Raw genomic sequence first — 12,670 nt, forward strand, 5'->3', positions numbered from 1 at the left:
ATTAGTCATGCTTAATATTAATTACAAATTAGCTCAACTAGAGGAGGAAGGGCGTTTTATAAAAGTAGGATTAGTAGGTGCAGGCCAGATGGGCACAGGGATGGTTAACCAAATAAGTCTTATGAAAGGTATGGAGGTAGTAATAATAGCTGATTTGGACTTAGAGAGAGCTAGACAAGCCTATATCTATAGGGGAGAGGATCCTGGCCGCATAATAAAGGCCGATACCCGGGAAGAGGCTTTAAAGGCTTTGGAGCAGGGCCGACCGGCTATAACTGATAATGCGCGGCTAATTTGTGAACTAGACCCAATTGATGTAGTGGTAGATGCTACTGGTGTGCCGCAGGTAGGGGCTGAGATAGCCTTTTTAGCTATCCAAAATGGGAAGCATGTGGTTACCCTTAACGTAGAAGCAGATGTTACGGTAGGACGGATTCTCTCCCGGTTGGCCCAGCGAGCAGGTGTTGTTTATACCTTGGGCGCTGGCGATGAACCAGCCTGTATAAAAGAGTTATATGATTTCGCCGAGGCTTTAGGTTTTAAAGTCATAGCTTGCGGTAAGGGGAAAAATAACCCGTTGGATTATTATTGCACACCCGAAAGCTTGATTGAGATAGCCCGGGTCAAAGGGGCCAATCCTAAGATGTTAACTTCTTTCTATGATGGTACTAAAACTATGGTGGAAATGGCTGCTGTAGCCAATGCTACAGGGTTATTGCCCGATGTCCCTGGCATGCATGGACCCCAAGCAACAGTAGAGGAATTACCCCGTATTTTTGAGTTAAAAGAGAGAGGAGGTATTTTAAATTCTTTAGGTGTGGTGGATTTTGTAATAGGAGTGGCCCCCGGGGTTTTTGCCATAGTAACTACAGATAATTTAAAAGTTCGGGAAGAGCTAGCTTATCTTCAAATGGGAGAAGGGCCTAATTATGTCCTCTACCGACCTTATCATTTGACTAGCCTAGAGACCCCTCTTTCTATTGCTCGAGCTGTAATTTATGGTGAGCCCACCCTCGTCCCCCGCTTTCATGCAGCAGAAGTAGCGGCAGTGGCTAAGAAAAAACTTTTACCAGGGGAAATATTGGATGGGATAGGGGGTACTACGGTGTACGGGTTAATAGTCAAAGCAGAGGAAGCCGAGAGCCAGGGTTATCTTCCTATGGGGCTTACAGGGTGTAAATGTGTGGTAAAAAGACCAGTAGAACGAGGAGAGGTGCTCCGGTGGAGCGATATTTCCTTGGAAGAAGAAAACGCTTTAGTACAGCTATACCGGTTGCAAAAGATTATGTAGGGTGGCCGGATTTGTTGGAATGAAAGTTGCAAAACAATTTTGTGGCTAAAGAAGCTTAGGGGCGGGAGAGTGGAAACAAGTGGATAAAGCGATGGCTGGCGATATTTACCGCAAGATGCTATTAATACGGCGTTTTGAGGAGCAGGTGGACAACTTTTTTGCTAAAGGTATGATCCACGGTACTACTCACCTTTACATCGGGGAAGAAGCCGTGGCAGTGGGGGCTTGTGCGGCCATAGAGCCGGAAGACTATATCACTAGTACTCACCGCGGACACGGCCATTGTATAGCTAAAGGCGGCGATATTAAACTTATGATGGCTGAGCTTATGGGCAAAGCTACAGGTTATTGCCAGGGTAAAGGGGGATCCATGCATATAGCTGATCTAAATATTGGGATACTAGGGGCTAACGGGATTGTGGCAGGAGGGATACCCATCGCTGTAGGGGCAGCCCTGGCTTTAAAAATGCAAAGGCGAAAAGAAGTGGTTCTTTGCTTTTTCGGTGATGGCGCCTTAGCCCAAGGCGCTTTTCATGAGGCGGCTAATTTAGCTGGCCTGTGGAAATTACCGGTAATATTTATATGCGAAAATAACCAATATGGCATGTCGCTAGCCGTAAGGAAAGCCCTGGCTTGCCAAGATATAAGCATTTGGGGCCAAAGCTATGGCATGCCAGGTATACGTGTAGATGGAAATGATGTAGAAGCGGTAATGGAAGCAGTTAAGGAGGCTGTAGCTAGGGCCAGGCAGGGAGAAGGGCCCAGCCTAGTAGAATGTGTAACTTACCGCTGGCGGGGCCACTCCAAGAGTGATGCTAATCGCTACCGGACCAAGGAAGAAATTGAACAATGGAAGGAGCGCTGCCCCTTAAAAAGGTGGCGAAACAAGCTACTTGAACGAAATCTTTTTACCGAAGAAGAATTAAAGGCCATAGAGAAAGCAGTAGAAGAAGAGATCGCTTTGGCTATAGCTTTTGCCCAGGAAAGTCCGGAGCCAGGGCTCGAGATTTTAGAAGCTGACGTATACGCTTAAAGAACATCCCAGGGGGTCGCTACATTTATGAGGGAGATAACTTATAAAGAAGCCATAAGAGAAGCTTTGCGGGAGGAACTGCTCCGCGATGAGAGGGTGTTCTTGCTGGGAGAAGATATTGGGGTATATGGAGGAGCCTTTGGTGTAACCTTAGGGCTTGTTGAAGAATTTGGTGAAGAACGGATTAAAGATACCCCTATTTCAGAAGCCGCTATAATTGGAGCGGCGACAGGAGCTGCTTTAATGGGGATGCGGCCAGTGGCAGAGATCATGTTTTCGGACTTTATCACCTTAGGCATGGACCAACTAGTGAACCAAGCAGCCAAAATACGGTATATGTTTGGAGGGAAAGCTAAGGTACCCCTAGTGGTAAGAACGCCTTTGGGTTCAGGGACAGGAGCTGCAGCCCAGCATTCCCAAAGTTTAGAGAATTGGTTTGTCCATGTACCCGGGTTAAAGGTAGTTATGCCTTCTAATGCATATGATGCCAAGGGTTTGCTTAAATCTGCTATCCGGGATGATAATCCGGTAGTATTTTTCGAGCATAAGCTGCTTTATAACACTAAAGGGTTAGTCCCTGAAGAAGAATATCTTATACCTTTAGGACAAGCTGATATTAAACGACAAGGTCAAGATATAACTATAATTGCTACTGGGATAATGGTATCCCGGTCCCTTGAAGCGGCCCATATTTTATCTAAAGAAGGCGTAGAGGTAGAAGTTGTAGATCCCCGTACATTGGTGCCGCTAGATAAAGAGACAATTATAAATTCAGTAAAGAAAACAGGGCGGGCGCTAGTAGTACATGAAGGATGTCAGCGTGGAGGTTTCGGTGGGGAAATAGTTGGGTTACTTTGCGAAAGCGAAGCGTTTTACTATCTTGACGCGCCCATATGGAGGGTGGCCGGCAAAAATATACCTATCCCCTATAACCGGAGGTTAGAAAGCGCGGCTGTACCCCAAGTACAGGATATTGTAGCAGCAGTAAGGAGGCTGGTGGCCTGATGTCTTTTGTAATGACTATGCCTAAACTGGGTATGACCATGGAAGAAGGAACTATTCACAAGTGGTGGAAAAACGTGGGGGAGGAAGTAAGACAAGGAGAAATTCTTCTAGAAATCCTTACAGATAAAGTTAATATGGAAGTAGAGGCACCTGTGTCAGGTATACTTAAGGAGATAAAAGCCCAGGAAGGAGAGGTAGTAAAGGTAGACGAACCTATTGCCGTAATTTTATTACCTGAGGAAGAACAAAGAGAAGAAGCTTTTAACTTAGAGCCCCAAAAGGTTAAAGAAGAAAAAGTCAAGGCTACCCCGGCTGCCCGCTATATTGCACAGCAAGCAGGGATAGATTTAAGGAAAGTACAGGGGAGTGGCCCAGCAGGAGAGATCAGGAAAAAAGATGTAGAAGACTTCATTTCGGATAGGGGAGCCATGGAAGTTGACCTCGTACCTTTGACTGGGGTACGTAAAGTAATTGCCGATAAGATGTTGGCAAGTTATACCAGTATACCCCATGTCACCTTGGTTACCGAAGCCAAAGCTTCAGAACTAGTTAACCTTTGGATTAAGCTAAAACCCATAGTAGAGCAAATAGCTAGTACCAAATTATCTTTTACTTCCCTGCTAGCTTACTTCTTGATTAAGGTCTTAAGTAAATATCCTTATATCAATGCCCGCCTAGAAGGGGATAGTATAAAAAGATATAAAGAGGTTAACTTGGGGATAGCTGTGGATACCCCAGAGGGCTTATTAGTGCCAGTGATAAAAAAAGCAGATAGGATGGGTTTAGGTGAGCTGGCCAAGGCTATAGAAGAAAAGGTGTATAAAGCCCGGGAAGGGAGGCTTATTCCTGAAGATCTAACAGGAGGTACGTTTACTCTTTCCAATCTAGGTATGTTCGATATAGATTTCTTTACCCCCATCATAAACAAACCAGAAGTAGGTATCTTGGGTGTAGGGCGGATTAGGGAATTTTCTGGTCAGAAATGGCTAACCTTAAGCCTCTCTTTTGACCACCGGGCTTTGGATGGAGGTCCGGCAGCTAGGTTTTTGAAGGCGCTAAAGGAGGTTTTGGAAGATCCTATAAAGGTGATAATCTAGTTACCTGGGCAGAAAGGGGAAAATTTTGATATAGTAGAGATAGTAACACTTAAAGAAGGTGATATAGCTATGAAAAAGATTGAAGTAGAGCTTTTCTGCCCCCAATGTTTGGAGAACACTGTGCATAGGGCAACTTGTGTAGGGGATTTCCTCCTAACCTTAGAATGTTCTAATTGCGGTAAAAAGACTAGGGTAAGCCGCCGGGTGCCGGTTAAAGAGTTAACCCAGGACTTTTTAGAGAGGCTAATGACCAAGCCTTTAAGGATTACAGAGGAGCTCCGCCGTTCTCCGCACAAAACTCTTTTATCTTTACCTAGAAGGGCTATAACCAAACCCTTACGCCTAATGCAGGAAGTAATGGATGATTTGGGGTTGCTCGGGAGGGAGAGGAAAAGTTAATGGTAGCTAAAGAAGCTGTTCTGCTAAACGAAGCCGGCCTGCATGCACGACCGGCTGCTCTTTTTGTTCAGGAGGCCAAGAAGTTTAAGAGCAAGATCATAGTGCATAAAGGAGATAAACAAGCAGATGCCAAAAGCATTTTAGGGATTATAAGCCTGGCGGTTACTAAAGGGACTTCGATAGTAATAACCGCTGAAGGAGAAGATGAGAAAGAAGCAGTAGAGACTCTAGTGGGCCTTATTAACAGTAAATTTGGAGAAGGGATGAAAAATGATTAAAGGATTATCGATTTCGCCAGGAATAGGCATAGGAAAAATTTACAAGTTAGGCGGTATGCAGGTTGATATTCTGGAAAGGACTATTTCTGAAGAAGAAATACCAGGAGAAATGAAAAGGTTAGAGGAAGCCCTTGATAAAGCTAAAGTAGAACTTAAAGAGCTAGTTTTAAAATCTCGGGAAAAAATAGGAAAAGAAGAGGCCCAAATTTTTGAAGCCCACTTACTTATCCTTGAGGATCCCAGTTTAACTGACAAGATAACAGAAAAGATTAAAGGAGAAAAGAAGAATGCTTCCTGGGCAGTGAAGGAAGCAGTAGAAGAGGTAGCCCGAACCTTTGAAGCTCTAGATGATGAATACTTCCGGGCTAGGGCAGTGGATATACGGGATATTGGAGAAAGGCTTATAAATTTCTTAGAAAGTGGGCATAGAAGAACAGGGGAGATTCCCCCTGGTTCAGTCGTTGCAGCTAAGGAACTGACGCCTTCAGAGACAGCTTCCTTTTCAGCGGAAATTATAAGAGGGATTTTAACTGAAAAGGGAGGACCTACTAGCCATGCAGCTATTGTAGCCCGGGCTCTGGGGATCCCTGCCATATCTAGCCTTCCCGGACTTATGGATAAGGTAAACGATGGGGACATAGTGGTGCTAGATGGTACAGAGGGAGTGGTATATTTAAATCCCAGTGAAGAGCTTATCCTAGAATTTGAAGAAAAAAGAAAAAAGCTTAAGCAACAGCAAGAACTGCTGATCTGGGGTGGTCCTGCAGCGACCAAGGATGGTAAAAGAGTAGAACTTGCCGCCAATATAAGAGACCCTAGGGAGGCGAAAGCGGCCATAAAACAGGGGGCTGAGGGCATCGGACTTTTCCGGACGGAATTTTTATTTATAAATCGTGAGCAGCCTCCCAGCGAAGAGGAACAATTTGAAACATACCGGGAAGTATTGGAACTGATGGAAGGAAGACCAGTAGTTGTTCGTACCTTGGATATCGGCGGAGATAAGCCCCTGCCTTATTTAGACCTGGCCCAGGAAGAAAATCCCTTTTTGGGATTAAGAGGTATAAGGTTAACCTTAAAGTACCGGGATTTATTTAAGACCCAGCTTAAGGCTTTACTCCGGGCTTCCCTTTATGGCAACTTAAAGATAATGTACCCGATGGTGGCCAGTATAGAGGAGGTAAGGGAGGCTAAGAAGATACTAGAAGAAGCCAAGAATGAAGTAAATAAATGGGCACCGGTAGAAATAGGGATAATGATTGAAACCCCGGCCGCTGCTTTATCTGCAGATATATTAGCTCGCGAGGTAGATTTCTTTAGCATCGGTACCAATGATCTTACCCAGTATACTCTGGCGGTAGACCGGGGAAATGAAGAAGTAACGGCTTTATACGATCCTTATCACCCCGCTATCTTACGGCTTATATATACTACAGTAGAAGCAGCTCACAAGTTTAACAAATGGGTAGGTCTGTGCGGTGAGCTAGGGGGAGAAGTGACAGCAGCGGCCCTCTTGGTGGGACTAGGCCTAGATGAGATAAGCATGAGCCCTATTTTTATACCCCAAGTAAAACAGGCTATCCTCCATCTTTCTTATGAAGAGGCTAGAAAGCTCGCTTTAAAAGCCTTAGAACTCTTAAGCGGACAGGAAGTCCGGGAATTGTTATATGCAGGAACTAAAGGTTATTGATCTGGGCAGAAAAGATTATCTGTCCACTTACGAGCTTCAGCTTGAGCTAGTAGACAAGCGGATCAGAGGAGAGATAGGTGATGTATTGGTTTTAGTAGAACATTTCCCCCCTGTAATAACCCTGGGTCGAAGTAGTAAAAAAGAGCATCTCCTGGTGGGCCCAGAAGTTTTAAAGGAGCTGGGGATAGAGCTTGTGGAAGTGGACCGGGGTGGTGATATCACCTACCACGGTCCGGGCCAGATAGTAGGTTACCCTATCTTAGACTTAAACTATTATGGAAAAGATTTACACAGGTTATTGAGGCTTTATGAGGAAGTGATGCTTAAGGTAGTAGCTAGTTATGGGTTAATAGGTAGCCGTAAACAAGGGCTAACAGGAGCTTGGGTGGGGGATAAAAAGATTGGTGCTATAGGAGTGGCTGTAAAGCGTTGGGTAACTTACCACGGGTTTGCTTTTAATGTACAGGCAACCTTAGAAAACTTTTCTCTGATCGTGCCTTGTGGGTTGCAGGATTATGGGGTTACCTCTTTAGAAGATTTAATAGGGCGCCCTGTACCTATGGAAGAAGTTAAAGAACGGCTCCTTAAAGCTTTTAGAGAGGTGTTTGGTTTCTTTTAGGTTACCAGGGCTTCGCTAAGGTAGAAGATTTAGGTACAACGCCAATGCCGCGCTCAAATAATAACTTTGTGATATCACAGGGAATGTGATATAACAAAATAAGTTAGGTCTGTGCGGTGAGCTAGGGGGAGAAGTGACAGCAGCGGCCCTTTTAGTGGGACTAGGCCTAGATGAGATAACGCTAGAGCCACACCTCTATTGACACCAGGGGAAATCATATACTAAAATCATAAACGAAAAAATTAATAAAGATAACCCGGCCAGGTGCCCGTCTAGGGAGAATAGGGAATTGGGTGTGAATCCCAAGCGGTCCCGCCACTGTAACCGGGGAGCGAACCTAAAAGAAGGCCACTGTTCCTTAACCCGGAGGGTAGAAGTTTAGCTACCGGGGAAGGGGGATGGGAAGGCGCAGGGGAGCAAGGATCCGGGAGCCAGGAGACCTGCCTGGTCGTAAGGAGTACACCTTCTCGCGGAAAGAAGGTGGGAAGCCCTGAGGATGATGGTAAAGTTCTCAGCGATGCTGGGAACTTTTTTATTTTACTTATTTAAAGGTAAAGGAGGTAGCCGCTCCATGACTCAACTGACCAGCGCCCGGCAAGGAATAATTACACCAGAAATGGAGGAGGTGGCTCTCAAAGAGGGGGTTACCCCGGAATTTATAAGGCAGGGAGTGGCCGAGGGAACCATAGTAATCCCCCGCAATGTTAAGCGCCGGAATATAGTTCCTATAGGTATCGGAAAAGGGCTTAGAACTAAGGTAAGCGCAAGTGTGGGGTTGTATGGAGACAGGGCAGAAATGGGGGTAGAAATAGCTAAAATTAAAGCAGCAGTAGAAGCGGGCGCGGATGCTATTATGGACCTTAGTGTAAGCGGGGATATCAACGCCATGCGCGAGGCTTCCCTCACCTCTACGCCTACTCCTGTTGGTACCTTACCTATCTACCAGGCCTTTGCCGAAGCGGCTAGAAAATATGGATCTTCACTCAAAATGGAAGTGGAAGAACTGTTTGAAGTTATCGAGCGCCAGGCTGCCGAAGGCGTAGATTTTTTCGGGCTACATTGCGGACTCACCATGGAAATAGTGGAGCGGGCCCAAAGGGAAGGGAGAGTAGATCCCTTAGTGAGCTACGGGGGTTCCCATCTTATGGGATGGATGTTGTATCACCGCAAGGAAAATCCCTTGTATGAGCACTACGATCGCCTTCTGGCTATCGCCTATAAATATGATGTTACTTTAAGCTTAGCCGATGGGATGCGACCGGGGTGCTTGGCCGACTCTTTAGATGGGGCCCAGGTACAGGAACTGGTGGTCTTAGGGGAATTGGTAAGGAGGGCTAGAAAAGCAGGCGTACAAGTAATGGTTAAAGGGCCGGGGCATGTTCCTTTAAATAAACTTAAAACTACTATAGCGCTTGAGAAAAGCCTTTGCCAAGGAGCACCCTACTTCGTTTTCGGCCCTGTTGTTACAGATATTGCTGCAGGCTATGACCACATAAGCGCGGCCATAGGGGGGGCTATCAGCGCTTGGGCGGGCGCGGAGTTTATTTGCTATGTAACTTCCGCCGAGCATCTAGGCCTACCTGATATAGAGCAGGTGCGGGAAGGTGTGATAGCTGCGCGCATCGCTGCCCACGCCGCTGATCTAGCCAAGGGGGCATCTAAAGCTTACGACTGGGATTTAGCCCTTTCCCGAGCCAGAAAAGAGTTAGATTGGCAGAAACAGATTTCCTTAGCCATTGACCCCGAACGGGCAAGTAAGTTGCGTAGGGAAAGAAGCGAGGCTTCTTCGTTGGCTTGTACTATGTGTGGTAAGTACTGTGCTATGGCTATTGTGTCCCATTATTTAGGAACTCCTAGGCTTAGCTGTTAGACTCCTCAGTAGCAAGGTAAGGCATAGTGAGAGGTTAAAAGAACCCGCAATAAAAAAGAAAGGGTGATAGTAATGACCCAGGTCCTGGCTGCACGTGCAGGGAAGATAACTTCTGAGATGGAGTGGGTCGCTGCCCAGGAAGGTGTAGACGTAAAGTTTGTCCAGAGGGGTGTTGCCGAAGGCAGAATAGTTATCCCCCGCAATGTAAAACGTAAAGAATTTAACTACTGCGGTATAGGAGAGGGGCTGCGGGTAAAGGTGAACGCCCTTATCGGTACTTCCAGCGACCGTTCCGATCCAGCTATGGAGGAGAAAAAGTTGGCCGCGGCGGAGGCGGCGGGGTGCGATGCTGTGATGGATTTAAGCACAGGCGGAGATATCGATGCCATGAGGCGCCTCGTGCTGGAAAAGGCTCATGTAGCAGTGGGGACCGTACCCCTTTACCAGGCGGCTATTGAGGCTATTGAAAAACATGGGAGCATCGTAGCTATGACGCCCGAGGATATGTTTGAAGCAATTGAAAAGCAGGCTGCCGATGGTGTTGATTTTATGGCCATACATTGCGCTTTAAATTTTGATATTATCAAGCGTCTTCAAGGTAGTGGCCGGGTTACAGATATCGTAAGCCGGGGAGGAGCTTTTCTTACAGGCTGGATGTTATATAACAATAAGGAAAATCCTTTATATGAACAGTTTGACCGCTTGCTTGAGATCTTAAAGAAATATGACGTTACCTTAAGCCTGGGTGACGCCGTCCGTCCCGGTTCTACTGCTGATTCCCTAGATGGACTCCAGCTCATGGGGCTTATAACCGCCGGTGAACTTGTGGCCCGCGCCCGGGCAGCCGGAGTCCAGGTGATGGTAGAAGGACCGGGACACGTACCTTTGCACCACATTGAGACTACCATATTGCTACAAAAGCGTTTATGCGGTGGTGCGCCCTATTTTATCCTAGGAACTCTACCTACGGATGTAGCCCCGGGATACGATCATATTGTGGCAGCTATAGGCGGGGCCCTTGCTGCTTATGCCGGAGCCGATTTTTTATGCTATGTAACACCTGCTGAACATTTGGGATTGCCTACTGAAGAAGATGTGAAAGAAGGGGTTATGGCAGCCCGTATCGCCGCCCAGGCAGCGGATCTGGCCAGGGGTAATAAGCGGGCCTGGCAAAGGAATGTAGAAATGGCCCAGGCCCGGGTAAATGGAGATGTAAAAACTCAAATTAGGCTTTCCCTGGACCCGGAGAAGGTAAAGTCGGCCTTGGGTAATTTAGCCCCAGACCAGCCTTGCGTTATGTGTGGGAAAGAATGCGCAGTTAAGATCGCGGCCCAGTATTTTGGTATAAACTTAAGGAGTTGAAAGGCTTGAGATTTATAGAGTTCTTGCTGGCTGTACAATTCCTTACCAGGATACCCATAACTATCCGCGCCCCCGTAGAAGAAAAAGACCTGGCCAGGTCCATGGCTTTTTTCCCACTAGTGGGGGTGCTCTTAGGTGTCTTAGCCGCAAGTTGCCATGCTTTAATCTCTCCCTTTTTGGGCAGGCCGGCTGGCGACCTTTTGGCCTTAGTTTTCTTAGTGGTGATAACCGGGAATTTGCACGGGGATGGTCTAATGGATACTGCTGATGGCCTTTTTAGCGGACGTTCGCGCGAAGAGATTTTAGAAATCATGAAGGATAGCCGGGTGGGATCCCACGGGGCCACCGCAGGGTTCCTGGTGTTTTTGGCTAAGTTTGTTCTTTTAGGCCAGCTCCCCGGAAAAGGGGTGACTTTGGGCCTTATCCTTATGACGGCTTTAGGCCGTTGGGCGCAAGTTTATGGTGCAGCGCTATACCCTTATGTCCGTAAAGGTCGAGGGGCGGGAAATTTTACAGTTTATGTTGGGTTCCGCGAACTTTTCTGGGCTTCGGTGACCGTGCTGGGTTTTCTGGTAGTTCTCCTAGGTTTTAAAGGGATCTTTTTGGCAGGAGGTGTTCTTGCTGGAGTTGCCGGTTTAGGGTGGCTTATCCGCAAGAAAATAGGAGGTATGACAGGTGATACTCTGGGTGCCCTAAATGAATGTACTGAGGTTTTAACTCTACTTATCTTGCAGGTTCTCCTTTAAAGGAAGAGGTGTAGAGAAGGTCTGTCTTGTCTAGTAAGCGAGGAACTTTTTCCAAGCGAATTTTACTAAAGTCCTGTTCGCGAGGGTTTAAGGCCGCATTTAAGGCCGTAAAGTTTAAAGTAAAGTAGGCCTAGATTAACAGGTCTAGATTAGAAGAAGATACGCTAGAGGTTAAGCCGTCGATGTGGGGGAGGTTAGGCGATGGGACTTACGTTAGAAGTGACTGTCCAGGGTATTAAGCCCGTAAAGGAAGAATGGCAAAAGAAGGCCCGGGAGCATTTAAAGAATTTGGCTATTCCTCAGGGGAGCCTGGGAGAACTTTTGCTCCTCGCTGAACGCCTGGCCGCCATCAAAGAGACTTTAAAGCCTTCCGTCCGCCATAAAGCGGTCGTTACCATGGCCGGAGACCACGGAGTAGTAGAGGAAGGGGTAAGTAACTTCCCCCAGGAGGTGACCCCCCAGATGGTGGCCAATTTCGTGGCCGGTGGGGCGGCCATCAATGTTCTGGCGGAAGTGGTAGGAGCCCAAGTCATCGTGGTAGACATGGGCGTGGCCGCTGATCTTAGTGATTTGGTTAAAGCAGGGAAAATCCTTTCTTACAAGATAGGTTATGGAACTAGAAATATAGCCAGGGAGCCGGCCATGACTCGTGAACAGGCCATCTCGTCTATAGAGGCGGGCATAGAAATTGCTAGTACTTTAATTAAAAAGGGTGTTGAGCTCTTGGGCACCGGAGACATGGGTATAGGTAATACGACCCCTAGTAGCGCTATTTTAGCTGCCCTTTCGGGGTTGCCTGTAGCCGAAGTGACGGGAAGAGGGACAGGGATAAGTGAAGAGGCCTGGCAAAACAAGGTTCGGGTTATTGAGAGAGCCCTTAAAGTGAACAAGCCCGATCCGCGGGATCCTATAGATGTTTTGGCCAAAGTAGGCGGATTTGAAATTGGTGGGATAGCGGGACTCATTTTAGGGGCGGCTTACTACCGGGTACCGGTGGTCATAGACGGGTTCATATCTTCCGCTGGGGCTCTCCTTGCCCGAGAGTTAGCCCCTTCTTGCGTGGATTACATGTTCGCTGGGCATCTTTCTAAGGAGCCGGGGCATAAGTTTATGCTGCAAAGATTAGGCCTTAAGCCCCTCCTCGACCTGGACTTAAGATTGGGAGAAGGTACCGGTGCTGCCCTGGCCATGAATATTATAGAAGCTGCTGCCCAGGTGATAGGTAAGATGCTTACCTTTGAGGAAGCAGGGGTATCCAGGAGTCGGGGGAGGGTAGAATAGTG

13 protein-coding genes and 1 riboswitch are annotated in these 12,670 nt (G+C 47.1%); all 13 genes read left to right on the forward strand.

What is annotated here, in order from left to right; all coding sequences use genetic code 11:
* Nucleotides 1–7: 7 nt before the first annotated feature.
* The 13 genes from B9A14_RS05915 to cobT all read left to right on the forward strand — a co-directional run bounded on the left by B9A14_RS05915 (nt 8) and on the right by cobT (nt 12,668).
* A complete protein-coding gene (locus B9A14_RS05915) occupies nt 8–1,291 on the forward strand; it encodes an NAD(P)H-dependent oxidoreductase (protein ID WP_084664724.1) in 1,284 nt (427 codons plus the stop codon).
* A 91-nt stretch (nt 1,292–1,382) separates the two neighbouring features.
* The gene (pdhA, locus tag B9A14_RS05920) at nt 1,383–2,324 is read left to right on the forward strand and encodes a pyruvate dehydrogenase (acetyl-transferring) E1 component subunit alpha (RefSeq protein WP_084667054.1); all 942 of its coding nucleotides are present in this window, start codon (nt 1,383–1,385) and stop codon (nt 2,322–2,324) included.
* A 27-nt stretch (nt 2,325–2,351) separates the two neighbouring features.
* Nucleotides 2,352–3,329: an alpha-ketoacid dehydrogenase subunit beta gene (locus B9A14_RS05925; protein ID WP_084664726.1), complete on the forward strand. Its 978-nt coding sequence runs from the start codon at nt 2,352–2,354 to the stop codon at nt 3,327–3,329.
* Nucleotides 3,329–4,426 (forward strand): dihydrolipoamide acetyltransferase family protein, encoded by a 1,098-nt coding sequence (locus tag B9A14_RS05930; protein WP_084664728.1) that lies wholly within the window; start codon nt 3,329–3,331, stop codon nt 4,424–4,426. Before B9A14_RS05925 ends, B9A14_RS05930 begins: the two co-directional genes overlap by 1 nt.
* Before the next feature lie 69 nt (nt 4,427–4,495).
* Complete coding sequence (locus B9A14_RS05935) at nt 4,496–4,825, forward strand: hypothetical protein (protein WP_084664730.1); 330 nt, start codon at nt 4,496–4,498, stop codon at nt 4,823–4,825.
* A complete protein-coding gene (locus B9A14_RS05940) occupies nt 4,825–5,103 on the forward strand; it encodes an HPr family phosphocarrier protein (RefSeq protein WP_084664732.1) in 279 nt (92 codons plus the stop codon). Before B9A14_RS05935 ends, B9A14_RS05940 begins: the two co-directional genes overlap by 1 nt.
* Nucleotides 5,096–6,790, forward strand: coding sequence for a phosphoenolpyruvate--protein phosphotransferase (gene ptsP, locus B9A14_RS05945; protein WP_084664734.1), 1,695 nt, complete (start codon nt 5,096–5,098; stop codon nt 6,788–6,790). Before B9A14_RS05940 ends, ptsP begins: the two co-directional genes overlap by 8 nt.
* Nucleotides 6,768–7,409, forward strand: a complete 642-nt coding sequence (gene lipB / locus B9A14_RS05950; protein ID WP_084664736.1) for a lipoyl(octanoyl) transferase LipB — start codon at nt 6,768–6,770, stop codon at nt 7,407–7,409. The genes ptsP and lipB overlap by 23 nt, the downstream gene beginning before the upstream one ends.
* A 109-nt stretch (nt 7,410–7,518) precedes the next feature.
* On the forward strand, nt 7,519–7,611 hold the full coding sequence (locus tag B9A14_RS18220) for a putative PEP-binding protein (RefSeq protein WP_157110047.1): 93 nt from the start codon (nt 7,519–7,521) through the stop codon (nt 7,609–7,611).
* Between the two features lie 43 nt (nt 7,612–7,654).
* Nucleotides 7,655–7,871, forward strand: a riboswitch (cobalamin riboswitch).
* A gap of 109 nt (nt 7,872–7,980) precedes the next feature.
* Nucleotides 7,981–9,279, forward strand: coding sequence for a phosphomethylpyrimidine synthase ThiC (gene thiC, locus B9A14_RS05955; protein ID WP_084667055.1), 1,299 nt, complete (start codon nt 7,981–7,983; stop codon nt 9,277–9,279).
* A 72-nt stretch (nt 9,280–9,351) separates the two neighbouring features.
* Nucleotides 9,352–10,641: a B12 lower ligand biosynthesis ThiC-like protein BzaB gene (gene bzaB / locus B9A14_RS05960; protein ID WP_084664738.1), complete on the forward strand. Its 1,290-nt coding sequence runs from the start codon at nt 9,352–9,354 to the stop codon at nt 10,639–10,641.
* 5 nt (nt 10,642–10,646) lie between these two features.
* The gene (cobS, locus tag B9A14_RS05965) at nt 10,647–11,387 is read left to right on the forward strand and encodes an adenosylcobinamide-GDP ribazoletransferase (RefSeq protein WP_197686568.1); all 741 of its coding nucleotides are present in this window, start codon (nt 10,647–10,649) and stop codon (nt 11,385–11,387) included.
* Between the two features lie 201 nt (nt 11,388–11,588).
* Nucleotides 11,589–12,668, forward strand: a complete 1,080-nt coding sequence (gene cobT, locus B9A14_RS05970; protein WP_084664740.1) for a nicotinate-nucleotide--dimethylbenzimidazole phosphoribosyltransferase — start codon at nt 11,589–11,591, stop codon at nt 12,666–12,668.
* Nucleotides 12,669–12,670: the final 2 nt, after the last annotated feature.

This window comes from Thermanaeromonas toyohensis ToBE (assembly GCF_900176005.1).
Classification (GTDB): Bacteria; Bacillota; DSM-521; order Neomoorellales; family Neomoorellaceae; genus Thermanaeromonas; species Thermanaeromonas toyohensis.

What these genes read in the sequence shown, in the direction of transcription:
- B9A14_RS05915 (WP_084664724.1), top strand. Translation starts at nt 8, where the DNA reads ATGCTTAATATTAATTACAAATTAGCTCAACTAGAGGAGGAAGGGCGT.
- pdhA (WP_084667054.1), top strand. Translation starts at nt 1,383, where the DNA reads ATGGCTGGCGATATTTACCGCAAGATGCTATTAATACGGCGTTTTGAG.
- B9A14_RS05925 (WP_084664726.1), top strand. Translation starts at nt 2,352, where the DNA reads ATGAGGGAGATAACTTATAAAGAAGCCATAAGAGAAGCTTTGCGGGAG.
- B9A14_RS05930 (WP_084664728.1), top strand. Translation starts at nt 3,329, where the DNA reads ATGTCTTTTGTAATGACTATGCCTAAACTGGGTATGACCATGGAAGAA.
- B9A14_RS05935 (WP_084664730.1), top strand. Translation starts at nt 4,496, where the DNA reads ATGAAAAAGATTGAAGTAGAGCTTTTCTGCCCCCAATGTTTGGAGAAC.
- B9A14_RS05940 (WP_084664732.1), top strand. Translation starts at nt 4,825, where the DNA reads ATGGTAGCTAAAGAAGCTGTTCTGCTAAACGAAGCCGGCCTGCATGCA.
- ptsP (WP_084664734.1), top strand. Translation starts at nt 5,096, where the DNA reads ATGATTAAAGGATTATCGATTTCGCCAGGAATAGGCATAGGAAAAATT.
- lipB (WP_084664736.1), top strand. Translation starts at nt 6,768, where the DNA reads ATGCAGGAACTAAAGGTTATTGATCTGGGCAGAAAAGATTATCTGTCC.
- thiC (WP_084667055.1), top strand. Translation starts at nt 7,981, where the DNA reads ATGACTCAACTGACCAGCGCCCGGCAAGGAATAATTACACCAGAAATG.
- bzaB (WP_084664738.1), top strand. Translation starts at nt 9,352, where the DNA reads ATGACCCAGGTCCTGGCTGCACGTGCAGGGAAGATAACTTCTGAGATG.
- cobT (WP_084664740.1), top strand. Translation starts at nt 11,589, where the DNA reads ATGGGACTTACGTTAGAAGTGACTGTCCAGGGTATTAAGCCCGTAAAG.